Source organism: Saccharothrix sp. BKS2 (genome assembly GCF_047689505.1).
Classification (GTDB): domain Bacteria; phylum Actinomycetota; class Actinomycetes; order Mycobacteriales; family Pseudonocardiaceae; genus Actinosynnema; species Actinosynnema lopnurensis.
The window spans coordinates 459,627-472,718 of sequence record NZ_JAUQOL010000002.1; the positions used below are offsets into that span (position 1 = coordinate 459,627).

Below are 13,092 nucleotides of genomic sequence, written 5' to 3' on the forward strand. Positions count from 1 at the left end.
TTCGTGGCCTCACTCAGACCCAGTAGGAGACGCGGGCACGGTAGTTGCGCATGGCGACCAACGCCAGTGTCCACCCGATGAGGGTGAACCCGCCCACCACGACCCAGTGGTGCCAGTCCTGGGCGTGGCCCAGCATCGGCGCCCGGACGATCTCCACGAAGTGGTAGATGGGGTTCAGCTCGGCGATCAGCACGCGCCAGTCGCCGCCGTCCCCGCCTTCCCCACCGGTGACCCGGTTGAGCACGCCCACGTGCCACACGATCGGCGTCATGAAGAAGACGAGGTTGATGAAGCTGTGGATGACCGGCGGGATGTCCCGGAACCGGGTGCTGATGATGCCGAACAGCAGCGCGACCCACACGGCGTTGACGGCGATCAGCACGAAGCCGGGGATCGCCAGCAGGGCCGTCCAGGACAGGCCCGGGTGCAGGAAGTCGTCGCCCTCCATCCGGTACGGCGCCGTGAGGTCCGGGAAGAAGATGGCCATCACGATGACGTAGACGACGAGGTTGTGCAGGAAGAACAGCACCTGGCGCCACACCATGCGCAGCACGTGCACGGTGACCGGCGCCGGCAGGTGCTTGATCAGCCCCTCGTTGGCGATGAACACCTCGGTGCCCTCGGTGATGACACCGAGGATGAAGTTCCAGATGATGAAGCCCGCGGTGACGTACGGGAGGAAGGTGGACAGCGTCTGGCCGAACAGCTGGGAGTACAGCAGCCCGAGCGCGAGCGCCGTGGTCCCCATCGAAATGGTGATCCACAGCGGACCGATCACCGAACGGCGGTAGCGCTGCTTGATGTCCTGCCAGCCCAGGTGCGCCCACAGCTCACGCTGGCGCCATGCGTCGCGCACGTCGCCGAACGCCCGCGCGAAGGTGCGCGAGTTGGGTGCAGGGGGAGCCGCTGGTCGATCGACCGTACTCGTGGGTTGCACGATGTGTGAGACTACCGGCGGTAGCGCGTATCCCGTCACGGGGAGGCACCGCAGCCCGAGTGCGTGACCTTGTTGGGATCATCGGACCGCATCTCTACCATCAGCGCGTGACTGAAACCCCGAGGATGTCCTCCTCCCCGTGGGCCGGAGCGACCATCTACCTCGTCGGGACTTCCGGGTTCCCCAACTACGGCGACGAGCTGATCACCGCGACGTGGTTGCGCTACCTCGCCACCGTGGCGCCCGAGGCGGACGTGTGGGTGGACTGCGCGAGCCCCGGCCCCGCGACCGTGCTGCTCGGCGGCCTGCACCCGCGGGTGCGGTTCGTCGACACGCTGTGGCGGCTGTGCTGGGAGGCGCCCTCCGACGACCCGTGGGAGGTCGCCTCGTGGGTTCAGCACGCCGTGCGGTTCCCCGGCCACGCGCCGCGGTGGGTGCAGGCCATCGAGCTCCTGAGCAGCGCGGACATCGTGCACGTGATCGGCGGCGGGTACGTCAACGCCATCTGGCCACGGCACGTCGGGCTCGTCGCGGGCGCCGCGGCGGCGGTGCGGCGCTCGGGCGGTCGGGCCGTGATGACCGGCCAGGGCCTGCACCCGGCGGCCCCGCAGGCGGCGTCGCTGCTGCGCAAGCTCTCCGAGCGGTTCGACGTGGTCGACGTCCGCGACGAGCCGTCGGCGGAGCTGCTCGACGCCGCCGGGGTGGAGAACGTGGGCAAGACCGTCGACGACGCCTTCCTGGGGCTCGGCACGCACCTCCACAGCAAGGAGGAGGACCTGCCCGAGTTCATGCTGTGCATCCAGTCCGACCTGATCGAGGTGCCGAAGCCCGCGCTGGCCTCGCTGGTCCTGGACACCCTGCGGTCCTGGGGGGCGACCCCGGACAACATCGGCTTCGTCGAGGGCATCCCGAGGGTGGACCGCGAGGTCTACGGCCTGATCGAGCACGAGCTGCCCGACGTGCGCTTCTTCCCGTTCTCGGACATCTGGCGCGACGGGCTGCCGGTCAGGGCCGGCCAGAAGTGGCTGTCCACCCGCTTCCACCTGCACATGGTCGCCGCGTCGGCCGGGGCGAGCGGGGTCGCGGTGAGCGTCCGACCGGACTACTACGCGACCAAGCACCGGTCGCTGATCGACCTCGGCTCGTCCTGGACGATGACCACGGACGTGACCGACGTGCCCGAGGCGCCCACCGGCGGCGGCTACGCGCCCGAGCTGCTCGCGAAGTACCGGGAGACGAAGCTCGAACTGGCCCGCCGGATCTACACCCCGCCGGTGCGGCCGGAGCCCGAGCCGCCCGCCGAGGAGCCGCCCGCGCCGGTCGTCGAGGGCAACGGGAGCAAGCCGCGCGGGCTGCGCGGCATGGCGTCCCTGTGGGGCGCGTTGAGCTGAGCGGGGCGCGCTGGGCGGGGTCGGGTCGGGTTGCGCCGGGTCGGGCCGCGCAGGGGCGGCCCCGGTGTCCGCGGGCGGTCGGACCGCCTGGGGCACCGGGGGCGGTTCCGGGCAGCCCGGCCCCGCTGCGGCCCGGCTCGGCGGCTCTGACCCGCGGCCCGGTCTCGCCGCAGCCCTGACCCGCGGCCAGGCCCTGCCGCAGCCCTGACCCGCCGCCCGGCCCCCCGCCGCAGCCCGGCCCGGCAGCCCGGCCCGTCGTCCTCAGAGGTACTGGCCGGTGCCCCGCAGGTGCGGGCCCTCCCGGTTCTCGACCGCCCCACCCGGCCCGGCGGGCAGCGCCCGGCCCCGCATCTGCTCCAGCTGCACCCGCGCCGCCATCTGCTGGGCGAACAGCGCCGTCTGGATGCCGTGGAACAGGCCCTCCAGCCAGCCCACCAGCTGGGCCTGCGCGACCCGCAGCTCCGAGTCCGACGGCGTGCCCTCCTCCGTGAACGGCAGCGACAGCCGCTCCAACTCGTCCCGCAGCTCCGGCGCCAGGCCGTCCTCCAGCTCGTCGATCGACCGCTTGTGGATCTCCTTGAGCCGGTTCCGGCTGGCCTCGTCCAGGGGCGCGGACCTGACCTCCTCCAGCAGCTGCTTGATCATCGTGCCGATCCGCATGACCTTCGCCGGCTGCTCGACCAGGTCGGTCACGTCCTGGCCGCCCGCGTCGTCACCGGCGCCGGCCGGCAACCGCGTGGCGCCCACGGGCGTCCCGTCCGGGCCGACCACGACCACGTGCCGCTCGTTCTCCTGCTCGCTCATGCCGTCCATCCTGGCTCGATGGGGCCCGGTGGGGCGAACCGGGTCACGGATCGGGTGGCAAACCCGCAGCCCCTGCTGTCGGTGCGGCGGACCTCGTCCGTACGGTGTGCGGCATGGCGTTCGACGTCGCACGAGTCCGCGGCCTGTTCCCCGCGCTCGGCGACGGCTGGGTTCATCTCGACGCTCCTGCGGGGATGCAAGTACCCGAACAGGTGGCCACGGCCGTCTCCACCGCGCTGCGCGCACCCGTCTCCGGGCCGGGTGGCATATTCCCTGCCTCGCAACGCGCCGAGGCCATCGTCGACGCGGCTCGGCGGGCCGTCGCGGACCTGGTGGGCGCCGATCCCGCCGGGGTCGTGCTCGGGCCCAGCTCCGCGGTGCTGCTGCAACGGCTGTCCGACGCGCTGTCCGACACCTGGTTCCTCGGCGACGAGGTCGTGGTGTCGCGCCTGGACCACCCGGCGAACATCGCGCCGTGGCAGCGGGCCGCCCAGCGCACCGGCAGCGTGGTGCGGTGGGCCGAGGTCGACATCGAGACCTGCGAGCTGCCCGCGTGGCAGTACGACGAGCTGATCACGCCCCGGTGCAAGCTGGTCGCCGTCACCGCCGCGTCCGGCTCCGTCGGCACCCGCCCCGACCTGCGCAAGATCGCCGAGGCGGCCCGCCGCACGGACGCCCTGGTGGTCGTGGACGCCTCCTCCGCCGCGCCGTTCGTGCCGCTGGACGTCACCTCGATGGACGCCGACGTGGTGGCGGTCTCGGCGAACAACTGGGGCGGCCCGCCGGTGGGCGCGCTGGTGTTCCGCGACCCGTCCATGCTCGACCTGCTGCCCTCGGTCGCCGTCGAGCCCGGCGCGCGCGGCCCGGAGCGCCTGGAGCTGGGCCCCCACGCCTACCCGCTGCTGGCCGGCCTGGTCGCCTCGGTGGAGTACCTGGCGGGCCTCGACGACGCGGCTGTCGGCCCCCGGCGGGAGAGGCTGCTCACGTCACTGCGGTCCGTGAAGGCGTACCAGGCGGGTTTGCTGGCTAATCTCATCAACGAACTGCGATCGCTCCGTCACGTCATGGTGATCGGCGACGCCATGCGGCGGGTCCCCGCCCTGGCGTTCACGGTTGCCGGCGTGAAGGCCACCGACGGCGTCGAGCACCTGTCCGAGCGCGGCGTGTGCGCGTTCGCCGACTCGGGGCAGCACGGGGTGTTCTCGGTGCTGGGGGTGGGTGAGGTCGGCGGGGCCATCCGCGTCGGGCTCGCCCACTACACGAACGCGGTCGAAGTCGACGAGCTCGTGCGGGCGGTCGCCGAGCTGGGGTGAGGGGCGGGGCTGGGTGGACGACCTGCTGTCTCGGGAGATCGCCGACCTGGCCGCACTGCACCGCCTCGCGCCGCTGATGTCGGAGTACCTGCCGAACACGGCGCACGAGCTGCGGCCCGCCGCGCTGGCCGCCGTGGTCGACGAGGTGCTGCTCGGCTCGCGCACGGTGGCGGTGGAGTGCGGCTGCGGCGCGTCCTCGGTGGTCCTGGCGCGGCTGCTGGCCCGCCGCGGCTTCGGGCACCTGCTGTCGATCGAGCACGACGAGCGCACCGCGGCGTTCGTGGCCAGCCAGCTGCGGCGCGAGGGGCTCGGCCACGTGGCCCGGGTCGTCCACGCCCCGCTGGCACCCCACCCGGCGGCCCTGGGCAACGCGCAGTGGTACCACCCGCAGCTGGTGCACGACGAGGTGTCGGCCTTCGTCGAGCGCTACGGCCTGGTGGACCTGCTCCTCGTGGACGGCCCCCTGCTGGGCGACGCGCGCTACCCGGCGCTGCCGGTCTTCCGGGGCGTGCTGGCGCCCGGCGCGGCGGTCCTGGTGGACGACGCCGAACGCCCCGGCGAGCAGACGGTGCTGGTGCGGTGGGCCGACGAGTTCGCCCTGCGCTTCCGCGCCACCCCGCGCACGTTCCTGGCCTCCGCGACCGCGCTCGACTGACCCGCGCTCGACTGACCCGCGCTCGACTGACCCGCGCTCGACTGACCCGCGCTCGACTGACCCGCCCTCAGACCGCCAGCACCACCTTGCCGAACACGTCGCCGCCCTCCAGCGCCCGGTGCGCCTCGGCGGCCTCCCGGATCGGCAGCACCCGGTCCACCACCGGCTTCACCCGCCCGTCCGCCACCATCGGCCACAGGTGCTCCCGCACCTCCGCGACGACGCGCCCCTTCCCGCTCGGCCCGTCCACCGGCCGGAAGCGCAGCCCGGTCGCGCTCACCGACGCCCGCTTCGCCAGCAGCTTCCCGATGTTCAGCTCGGCCTTCACCCCGCCCTGCATCCCGATGATCACCAGCCGCCCGTCCGGGGCGAGCACGTCCACGTTCCGGTCGAGGTAGGCCGCGCCCATGTTGTCCAGCACCACGTCCGCCCGCCCGACCTCGGCCACGAAGTCCTGCTCGCGGTAGTTCACCAGGACGTCCGCGCCCAGCTCGGCGCACCGCGCCAGCCGCCGCGCCGACCCCGCCGTCACCGCGACCCGCGCGCCCAGGGCCTTCGCCACCTGGATCGCGTGCGTGCCGATGCCGCCCGCGCCGCCGTGCACCAGGAACGTCTCACCGGCCGACAGCCGCGCCAGCAGCACCACGTTCGACCACACCGTGCACGCGACCTCCGGCAGCGAGGCCGCCGTCACCAGGTCCACCCCGCCGGGCAGGGGCAGCAGCTGCGCGGCCGGCACCGCGACCAGCTCCGCGTACCCGCCGCCGGCCAGCAGCGCGCACACCTCGTCGCCGACCTCCCACCCGGTGACCCCGGGCCCCAGCGCCGCCACCGTGCCCGAGCACTCCAGTCCCGGCACGTCCGTGGTGCCCTTCGGCGGCGGGTAGTGGCCCTGGCGCTGGAGCAGGTCGGCCCGGTTCACGGCGGTCGCCGCCACCCGGACCAGCACCTCACCGGGCCCCGGTTCGGGGTCCCGCACCTCCGTCCACGCCAGCACGTCCGGCCCGCCGGGTTCCCGAGTGGTGATCGCTCGCATGGGCCCGACGGTAATCCGCCGGCCCGGCCGCCGCGCGGTCGCCACCATTGAGCGCATGAACCACTGGCCCTTCCACGACCTGGTGCTCCGCACACCCCGCCTGGAACTGCGCCCCGACGACGACGGGGGCCTGGCCGAGCTGGCCGACCTGGCGCTCGCCGGCGTCCACCGGCCCGACTGGACCCCGTTCGGCGTGGCCTGGACCGACGAGCCCCGGGACCGGGTGGCCCGCAACACGCTCCAGCACCACTGGCGCCTGCGCGCGGCCCTGTCGCCGGCGAGCTGGACGCTGAACTTCCTGGTCCGGCTGGACGGGGAGGTCGTCGGCTCGCAGGGGCTCGGCGCCGAGGACTTCGCCGTGCTGCGCGAGGTCACCAGCGGGTCGTGGCTCGGGCTGGCGCACCAGGGCCGGGGCCTCGGCACGGAGATGCGGGCGGCGGTGCTCCTGTTCGCGTTCGACCACCTCGGGGCGCTCGCCGCGCGGTCGAGCGCGTTCGACGACAACCTGCCGTCGCTGGGCGTCAGCCGGAAGCTCGGCTACCTGCCGGACGGCGGGTTCGTGCAGGTCAGGCGCGGTGAGCGGGCCACGCAGACGCGGCTGCTGGTGACCCCTGAGACGTTCCGCCGACCCGACTGGGAACTGTCGGTCAGCGGCGTCACGCCGTGCTTGCCGCTGCTCACGGGCTGACAACCCACCGACTGACGGATTGATTTCACCCGCTCGGCTTGTGAGGGTTCGGCATCCGAGTGAAGGGGAACTCGATCATGTCAGCAAGATCCGGGATTCGACGCGCGGCGATCCTCGCGGCGTCAGCTTCCCTCGTCCTGGTCGCCGTCCCGACCGGCAACGCGGCGCCCGCGAAGTCCGACGGGCCGCAGCTGGCCAAGAAGCTCACCAAGAGCGTGACCCTGGAAGGGGTCAACCGCCACCTGATCGCCTTCCAGCGCATCGCCGACCGCACGGGCGGCTCGCGCGCGGCCGGTACGCCGGGCTACGACGCCAGCGTCGACTACGTCGCGGGCAAGCTGCGCGGCGCCGGGTTCGACGTCACGACGCCGGAGTTCACCTACCCGGTCCAGATCACCGACGCGGCCGTCGCGAAGGTCGGCACCACGACCTACGAGAACATCCCGCTGGAGTTCTCGCCGCAGACGCCCGTCGGCGGCGTCACCGGCCCGCTCCGCGTGATCCCCACCAGCGACGCCACCCCGGGCTGCGAGGCGACCGACTTCGCGGGCCAGGACTTCACCGGCGCGATCGCCCTGGTCCCGCGCGGTTCCTGCACGTTCGACATCAAGCACCGCAACGCCGCGGCGGCGGGCGCGGTCGCCGTGGTCATCTCCAACAACGCCGAGGGCAACCTGTCCGGCGTCACGCTCGGCGCACCCGGCGTCGTGCCGACCGGCGGCGTGACCCGCGCCGACGGCGCCGCGCTGGCCGCGCGGGCGGGCGAGGCCGTCACGGTCGACCTGCGCTACCACCAAGAGGACCGCGTCTCGCGCAACGTCGTCGCGCAGACCAAGACCGGCCGCAAGAACAACGTGGTCGTGGCGGGCGCCCACCTCGACAGCGTCGAGGTCGGCGCGGGCATCAACGACAACGGCACCGGCTCGGCCGGCCTGCTGGAGACCGCCCTCCAGCTCGGCGGCTCGCCGAAGGTGAACAACGCGGTGCGCTTCGCCTGGTGGGGCGCCGAGGAGCTGGGCCTGGTCGGCTCGGAGAAGTACGTGCAGTCGCTGACGTTCGAGCAGCAGCTCGACATCGCCCTGTACCTGAACTTCGACATGATCGGCTCGCCGAACGCGGGGTACTTCGTCTACGACGGCGACGACTCCGACGCGGTCGGCGCGGGCGCCGGCCCCTACGGCTCGGGCCAGATCGAGCAGGCGTTCGTCGACTACCTGGAGACCGAGAAGGGCGTGCAGACCGAGGGCACGGACTTCACCGGCCGCTCCGACTACGGCGAGTTCATCCTCAACGGCATCCCGGCCGGCGGCCTGTTCACCGGCGCCGAGGGCGTCAAGACGGCGGCCCAGGCGGCCAAGTGGGGCGGCACCGCGGGCGTCGCGTACGACCCGAACTACCACGGCGCGGGCGACAACCTGGGCAACGTCGACCGCAAGGCGCTGGACCGCAACTCCGACGCGCTCGCGTGGGTGACCGCGTCGTACGCGATCAGCACCGAGGACGTCAACGGCGTCCCGCCGCGGGCCAAGCGGGCCGAGACCCGCGCCGCCGCGGCGCGGTCCATGCACGTCGAGGAGCACCACACGCACGCCGACGTGGCGTGACGAACTGAACGGGGTGGGGCCGGTCCTCGGCGGACCGGCCCCACCCCTTTTCGTGCGCAGCTTGGGATCATGCGACGCCTGCTCCCGCTGCTGCCGGTCCTGCTGCTGGCGGCGTGCACGGTGCCCTCGGACCCGCTGGCGGACTTTCCGCGACCTCGACCAGTGCGCGATCCTCGACCTGGGCGACGACCTGGTGGCCCACGTGGACGAGTGCACCCCGTACGGGCGGACCTTCGACGTCCCCCTGGTCGAAGGGCACGGCCTTCGGTTCAGGTTCTGGGCCATAGGCGGCACCCACACCCCGCCGCCGCAGGAGTGGGTGGACGAGCACCTCTGCGCGGCGGTGCCCGACCTGCTCCGGCAGTTGGAGCCGGCGCTGCGCGAGCTGCCCCGCGGCCCCGAGGGGGCGTTGGCGGACCCGTGCGCGGCGGTGCCGGCGCTCACCGACCTGGTCGGCGGCGGCGAGGCGAACCGGCAGAACCGCCGTGATCCCCATTGGTGGCAGACGATCGACCTGTGCGAGGCCGTCGGCCCCCTGGGCAAGGTGGCGGTCCGCTACGAGGGAGACGACAGATCCCCGTTCGCCCCCGACTCGACCCTGTTGGGTCGCCCGGTGAGCGTGGACCACCACGGGAACGAGCGGCAGAACTGCTCCCTGGTCTGGTACCAGCGCAACCGCGCCGAGGAGGGCTCGGAGGGCCTCGTCACCGTGGCGGTCGGACTGCTCTCGGACGACAACCCGCCGACGCGCCCCTTCGAGGCGGACCCGTGCGTCGAGGTCGCGAAAGCGGCGACGGCGGTGATGGAGGAACTCGACCGCTGACCGGAACCGCGCGCCGCCGCGAACCCGTGCGCGGTCGAAGGCTGCCCGGGATCCGCAGGGCGCCGCGGCTAGTCGAGGCGCAGGACCGTTTCCTCGATCTCGGTGTTCCGCGCGTTCGCGTACGAGACCTCCGTGCCGACGACCCGGAAGCCCGCCTTCCGCAGGACCTTGAGCGATCCCACGTTGTCGCTGGCGGCGCGGGCGTGCAGGGGTCGGACCGGGACCAGGTCGAGCAGGAGGGCGAGGGCCGCGCTCGCGACGCCCCGGCCCCAGGCGGAGCGGTCGATCCAGTAGGTGACCTCGGTGTCGCCCTCCACGACGAAGCTGGAGATGGTGCCGACCAGGCGCCCCCGGTGGGTCACCGCGCGCAGGGTGATGTCGGGCGAGGCCCTCAACCTCGACATGTGCCGGTCGAACGCGTCGCGGTCGTCCGGGTCGGCGGCGGTGAAAGCGGCCATCCGCACCGACTCGGGGTCGCGCACCTGCTCGAACAGCGCGTCGAGATCGGAATCGTCGATCAGCCGCAGTGCCACGTCCGCCACCGGTGTTCCCCCGCCCCCAAGGCCGTACCGGGCTGTTCCGAGCCGTTCGGTCCACGCCGTTCTCGCAGCTTACGGACTTGCGATCGGCCGAACCAGGCCACACCAGCACGACTCCGTCGCCGTACCGGTGGCTACACCTGTTCGGCCCCCTCGGTTGCGGCGACGGCTTGGTTCAGCTCCGCGGCGAACTCCGCCCACACCTCGCGGGTCGACAGGCGGACGAAGCCGGAGTCCGGCCCGAACCACTCCTCCCACACCTGCCGCACGATCTCGGGTGTGATGGTGACGCCTTGGTCGAGCAGCGCTGCGAACGACCTGGCTTCGGGCTCGTACTCGTCGACGGGTGCCCCCACGGCGAGCAGCCCTTCCGGGTCCCACCGGCTGACCACGCCGAGGACGCGGGCGCGCAGCAGTGCGTGGGTGTGGGCAGAGCGTGGCACCGCCCCAGTCTTGGGTGTGCGGGGTGTTCGAACCGAGCGAATAGACGGTCCGGCAACATCCGGCTCCCCGTTGGCCGCCGGCGCGGGGCGTCGGCGGGCGTCGATCGCCGTGCCCGGCAAGTCCGCGGTGACCCAGGAGGGCCGGGCCTGGTCTTCACGACCCCGCAGGGCGGCCCGGCGGGAGGCGCTGAAGAAACTCACGGACGAGCTGGGCTGAGGGTGTTGCTACATACATTGCTACACAGAGGGGTTGACCGCCACTCAGAGGGCGGTCACACCTCCTCCGACCTGCGGAAGCGGAGGGATTTGAACCCCCGGACGGTTGCCCGTCTCCCGCTTTCAAGGCGGGTGCATTCGGCCGCTCTGCCACGCTTCCCGATGTGCCGGCAGCAGGCTACCCGTCCACCCCGCGCAGGTGCGCGATGACCCGGTCGAACACCTTCGCCAGCACCTCCTGCTCCTCCCGCGACAGCAGGTCGATCATGTGCTCCCGCACCCCCTCGACGTGCGTCGGCGCGGAGCCCTCCAGCACCGCCATCCCCTGGTCGGTCAACTCGGCGAACACCCCGCGCCCGTCCTCCGGGCACTCGCGCCGCCGCAGCAGGCCCTCCCGCTCCATCCGGGCCACCTGGTGCGACACCCGGCTCTTGGACGACGCCACCTCGTCCGCCAGCTGCGACATCCGCATCCGCCGCCCCCGGCGTTCGGAGAGCCGCACCAGCACCTCGTAGTCGGCCAGCGACACACCGTGCCTCTCCTGCAGCTCGCGGTGCAGGCGGTCCTCCAACATCGACGCCCCGACCACGTAGTTGCGCCAGGCGCGCATCTCCGCGGCGTCCAACCAGCGCGGCTCCTGCTCAGTCACCTCCACAGGCTATGCCGCACATCTCCGTTAACGGACGATCCACGCGGATGTCTGGTGCGCGTCAGCTCCGGGAGGCAAACTCCTCCGCCGTAGTGCGCCCTCCTACCGGGGCGCGGCCAGGGAGGACCCCCACATGACCTCGTTCAACCGGCGCGTCGCCGCGCTCGCGGCCACGGCCGCCGCGGCACTCGCGGTGACCGTCGCGCAGACCCCAGCCCAGGCCGACGACAAGCCGTCACGGACGGTGGACGTCCGGTTGATCGGCATCAACGACCTGCACGGCAACATCGAACCGCCGACGGGCTCCTCCGGGCGCGTCACGCTGGCCGACGGCACCACCGTCGACGCCGGCGGCGCGGCCTACAACGCCACCCACATCAAGAACCTCCGGGCCCAGGCCCGGAACTCGGTCGTCGTCGGCCAGGGCGACCTGATCGGCGCCTCGCCGATCATCTCCGCGCTGTTCCACGACGAGCCGACCGTCGAGGTCCTCAACCAGGTCGGCATGGACACCACGGCCGCCGGCAACCACGAGTTCGACGAGGGCTACCGCGAGCTGCTGCGCATGCAGCACGGCGGCTGCCACCCGGCCGACGGCTGCCAGTTCCGGCCCCGCTACGAGGGCGCGGACTTCCCGGTCCTCGGCGCGAACGTGACCCTGGCCAACAAGCACGACCTGCCCGCGCTGCCGCCGTTCTGGGTGGAGTTCCGCGACGGCGTCCCGATCGGCTTCATCGGGATGCCGCTGAAGGACGTGCCGATCCTGGTCGACCCGAACGGCATCAAGGAGCTCAAGTTCGGCGACGAGGTCGCCGCCGCCAACCGCTACGCCGACCTGCTGAACTGGATGGGCGTCAAGTCGATCGTCCTGCTGATCCACCAGGGCGACAACACCTCGGGCGGCGGCCCCGACGACTGCCGCACGGTCGAGGGCGGCCCCGGCCGCCGGATCGCCGAGCAGGTCAGCCCGAAGATCGACGCGGTCTTCTCCGGCCACAGCCACCAGCACTACAACTGCACGGTCACCGACCCGGCGGGCAACCCGCGCCCGTTCATCGAGGGCCTGGCGTTCGGCCGCGAGCTGTCCGTGGTCGACCTGAAGATCGACAAGAGGACCCGCGAGGTCGTCCGCTCCGCCACGGTCGCGCGCAACCACGTGGTCACCAAGGACGTCACCCCGGACCCCGCGGTCCAGTCGATCATCGACCTGGCCAAGTCGAAGTCCGGCCCGATCGCCAACCGCCGGATCGGCACCATCGCGCAGGACGTCCCGCGGGCGCAGAACGCGGCGGGCGAGTCCCCGCTGGGCAACCTGATCGCGGACTCCCAGCTGGCCGCCACCCGCGGCAACGGCGCGGTGCTCGCGCTGATGAACCCCGGCGGCGTGCGCGCGGACCTGTCCTACGCCTCCTCGCCCGCGGGTGAGGGCGACGGCGTGGTGACCTACGGCGAGGCGTTCACCGTGCAGCCGTTCGGCAACATCCTCCAGACGGTCACGCTGACCGGCGCCCAGCTCAAGGCGGCGCTGGAGCAGCAGTGGCAGGTCGTCAACGGCGCGCAGCGGCAGATCGTGCTCCAGCCGTCCGCGGGCCTGACCTACTCCTGGTCGGCGTCCGCGCCGATCGGCTCGAAGGTCTCGAACATCGTCCTCGACGGCACGCCGCTCGACCCGGCCGCGAGCTACCGGGTCACGATCAACAGCTTCCTCCAGGCCGGCGGCGACGGCTTCGGCACCTTCACCGGCGGCACGGACATCACCGGCGGCGGCATCGACCTCGACGCCTTCACCGCGTACCTGACCGCGAACCCGAACGCCGCACCGCCGGCGCTCGGCCGCATCACCACCACGCCGTGACACCGGGGTGAGCGGCCCGGTCCGCCGGGCCGCTCACCCTTCGCAACCACCGCGCATCCTGTTTCACCAGTTCAGGGCCCTGTCGAGGGCTTGCGACCCGGGCCGATCAGGCGCATCCTCGAAGGAGGACCTGCCGGCG

General features: G+C 72.6%; 13 protein-coding genes and 1 tRNA gene. 7 read left to right on the top strand and 7 right to left on the bottom strand.

Annotated features, from left to right (window positions below):
* Positions 1–13: 13 nt before the first annotated feature.
* Positions 14–937, bottom strand: a complete 924-nt coding sequence (locus Q5530_RS04770) for an ABC transporter permease (protein WP_415360951.1) — start codon at positions 935–937, stop codon at positions 14–16.
* A 107-nt stretch (positions 938–1,044) separates the two neighbouring features.
* On the opposite strand from Q5530_RS04770, the gene Q5530_RS04775 reads away from it, so the two are divergent.
* Positions 1,045–2,328 (top strand): polysaccharide pyruvyl transferase family protein, encoded by a 1,284-nt coding sequence (locus Q5530_RS04775; protein WP_380632526.1) that lies wholly within the window; start codon positions 1,045–1,047, stop codon positions 2,326–2,328.
* Positions 2,329–2,589: 261 nt separating this feature from the next.
* Here the strand turns inward: Q5530_RS04775 and Q5530_RS04780 are convergent, their stop codons facing one another.
* Positions 2,590–3,132, bottom strand: a complete 543-nt coding sequence (locus Q5530_RS04780; protein ID WP_415360953.1) for a bacterial proteasome activator family protein — start codon at positions 3,130–3,132, stop codon at positions 2,590–2,592.
* A gap of 113 nt (positions 3,133–3,245) precedes the next feature.
* Between Q5530_RS04780 and Q5530_RS04785 the strand changes: the two genes are divergently transcribed.
* Both Q5530_RS04785 and Q5530_RS04790 read left to right on the top strand, forming a co-directional pair.
* Entirely contained in the window at positions 3,246–4,445 is a 1,200-nt protein-coding gene (locus tag Q5530_RS04785; protein ID WP_380632520.1) for a cysteine desulfurase-like protein, read from the top strand.
* 13 nt (positions 4,446–4,458) lie between these two features.
* Positions 4,459–5,100: a class I SAM-dependent methyltransferase gene (locus Q5530_RS04790; protein WP_415360954.1), complete on the top strand. Its 642-nt coding sequence runs from the start codon at positions 4,459–4,461 to the stop codon at positions 5,098–5,100.
* A gap of 67 nt (positions 5,101–5,167) precedes the next feature.
* Here the strand turns inward: Q5530_RS04790 and Q5530_RS04795 are convergent, their stop codons facing one another.
* Positions 5,168–6,136, bottom strand: coding sequence for an NAD(P)H-quinone oxidoreductase (locus Q5530_RS04795; RefSeq protein WP_415360955.1), 969 nt, complete (start codon positions 6,134–6,136; stop codon positions 5,168–5,170).
* Between the two features lie 55 nt (positions 6,137–6,191).
* Here Q5530_RS04795 and Q5530_RS04800 point away from each other — a divergent pair, with 55 nt between their 5' ends.
* The 3 genes from Q5530_RS04800 to Q5530_RS04810 all read left to right on the top strand — a co-directional run bounded on the left by Q5530_RS04800 (position 6,192) and on the right by Q5530_RS04810 (position 9,251).
* Positions 6,192–6,824 (top strand): GNAT family N-acetyltransferase, encoded by a 633-nt coding sequence (locus tag Q5530_RS04800; protein ID WP_415360957.1) that lies wholly within the window; start codon positions 6,192–6,194, stop codon positions 6,822–6,824.
* 77 nt (positions 6,825–6,901) lie between these two features.
* Positions 6,902–8,428 carry a M28 family metallopeptidase gene (locus Q5530_RS04805; RefSeq protein ID WP_415360959.1) on the top strand — a complete coding sequence of 509 codons (1,527 nt, stop codon included), beginning with the start codon at positions 6,902–6,904 and terminating at the stop codon, positions 8,426–8,428.
* Between the two features lie 202 nt (positions 8,429–8,630).
* Entirely contained in the window at positions 8,631–9,251 is a 621-nt protein-coding gene (locus Q5530_RS04810) for a hypothetical protein (protein ID WP_415360961.1), read from the top strand.
* A gap of 68 nt (positions 9,252–9,319) precedes the next feature.
* On the opposite strand, the gene Q5530_RS04815 is transcribed toward Q5530_RS04810, so the two are convergent.
* From Q5530_RS04815 to Q5530_RS04830, 4 genes are all read right to left on the bottom strand, one after another.
* Positions 9,320–9,793 (bottom strand): GNAT family N-acetyltransferase, encoded by a 474-nt coding sequence (locus Q5530_RS04815; RefSeq protein WP_415360962.1) that lies wholly within the window; start codon positions 9,791–9,793, stop codon positions 9,320–9,322.
* A 131-nt stretch (positions 9,794–9,924) separates the two neighbouring features.
* Positions 9,925–10,233: a hypothetical protein gene (locus tag Q5530_RS04820; RefSeq protein ID WP_415360964.1), complete on the bottom strand. Its 309-nt coding sequence runs from the start codon at positions 10,231–10,233 to the stop codon at positions 9,925–9,927.
* A gap of 291 nt (positions 10,234–10,524) precedes the next feature.
* Positions 10,525–10,609, bottom strand: a tRNA-Ser gene (locus Q5530_RS04825).
* A gap of 18 nt (positions 10,610–10,627) precedes the next feature.
* The gene (locus Q5530_RS04830; RefSeq protein ID WP_380632503.1) at positions 10,628–11,098 is read right to left on the bottom strand and encodes a MarR family winged helix-turn-helix transcriptional regulator; all 471 of its coding nucleotides are present in this window, start codon (positions 11,096–11,098) and stop codon (positions 10,628–10,630) included.
* A 133-nt stretch (positions 11,099–11,231) separates the two neighbouring features.
* Here Q5530_RS04830 and Q5530_RS04835 point away from each other — a divergent pair, with 133 nt between their 5' ends.
* On the top strand, positions 11,232–12,953 hold the full coding sequence (locus tag Q5530_RS04835) for a bifunctional metallophosphatase/5'-nucleotidase (RefSeq protein WP_415360965.1): 1,722 nt from the start codon (positions 11,232–11,234) through the stop codon (positions 12,951–12,953).
* Positions 12,954–13,092 lie beyond the last annotated feature (139 nt).

Bases quoted from the DNA above. Each gene is read 5' to 3' on its own strand.
- Q5530_RS04780 (WP_415360953.1), bottom strand. From the start codon at position 3,132: ATGAGCGAGCAGGAGAACGAGCGGCACGTGGTCGTGGTCGGCCCGGAC.
- Q5530_RS04785 (WP_380632520.1), top strand. From the start codon at position 3,246: ATGGCGTTCGACGTCGCACGAGTCCGCGGCCTGTTCCCCGCGCTCGGC.
- Q5530_RS04795 (WP_415360955.1), bottom strand. From the start codon at position 6,136: ATGCGAGCGATCACCACTCGGGAACCCGGCGGGCCGGACGTGCTGGCG.
- Q5530_RS04800 (WP_415360957.1), top strand. From the start codon at position 6,192: ATGAACCACTGGCCCTTCCACGACCTGGTGCTCCGCACACCCCGCCTG.
- Q5530_RS04805 (WP_415360959.1), top strand. From the start codon at position 6,902: ATGTCAGCAAGATCCGGGATTCGACGCGCGGCGATCCTCGCGGCGTCA.
- Q5530_RS04835 (WP_415360965.1), top strand. From the start codon at position 11,232: ATGACCTCGTTCAACCGGCGCGTCGCCGCGCTCGCGGCCACGGCCGCC.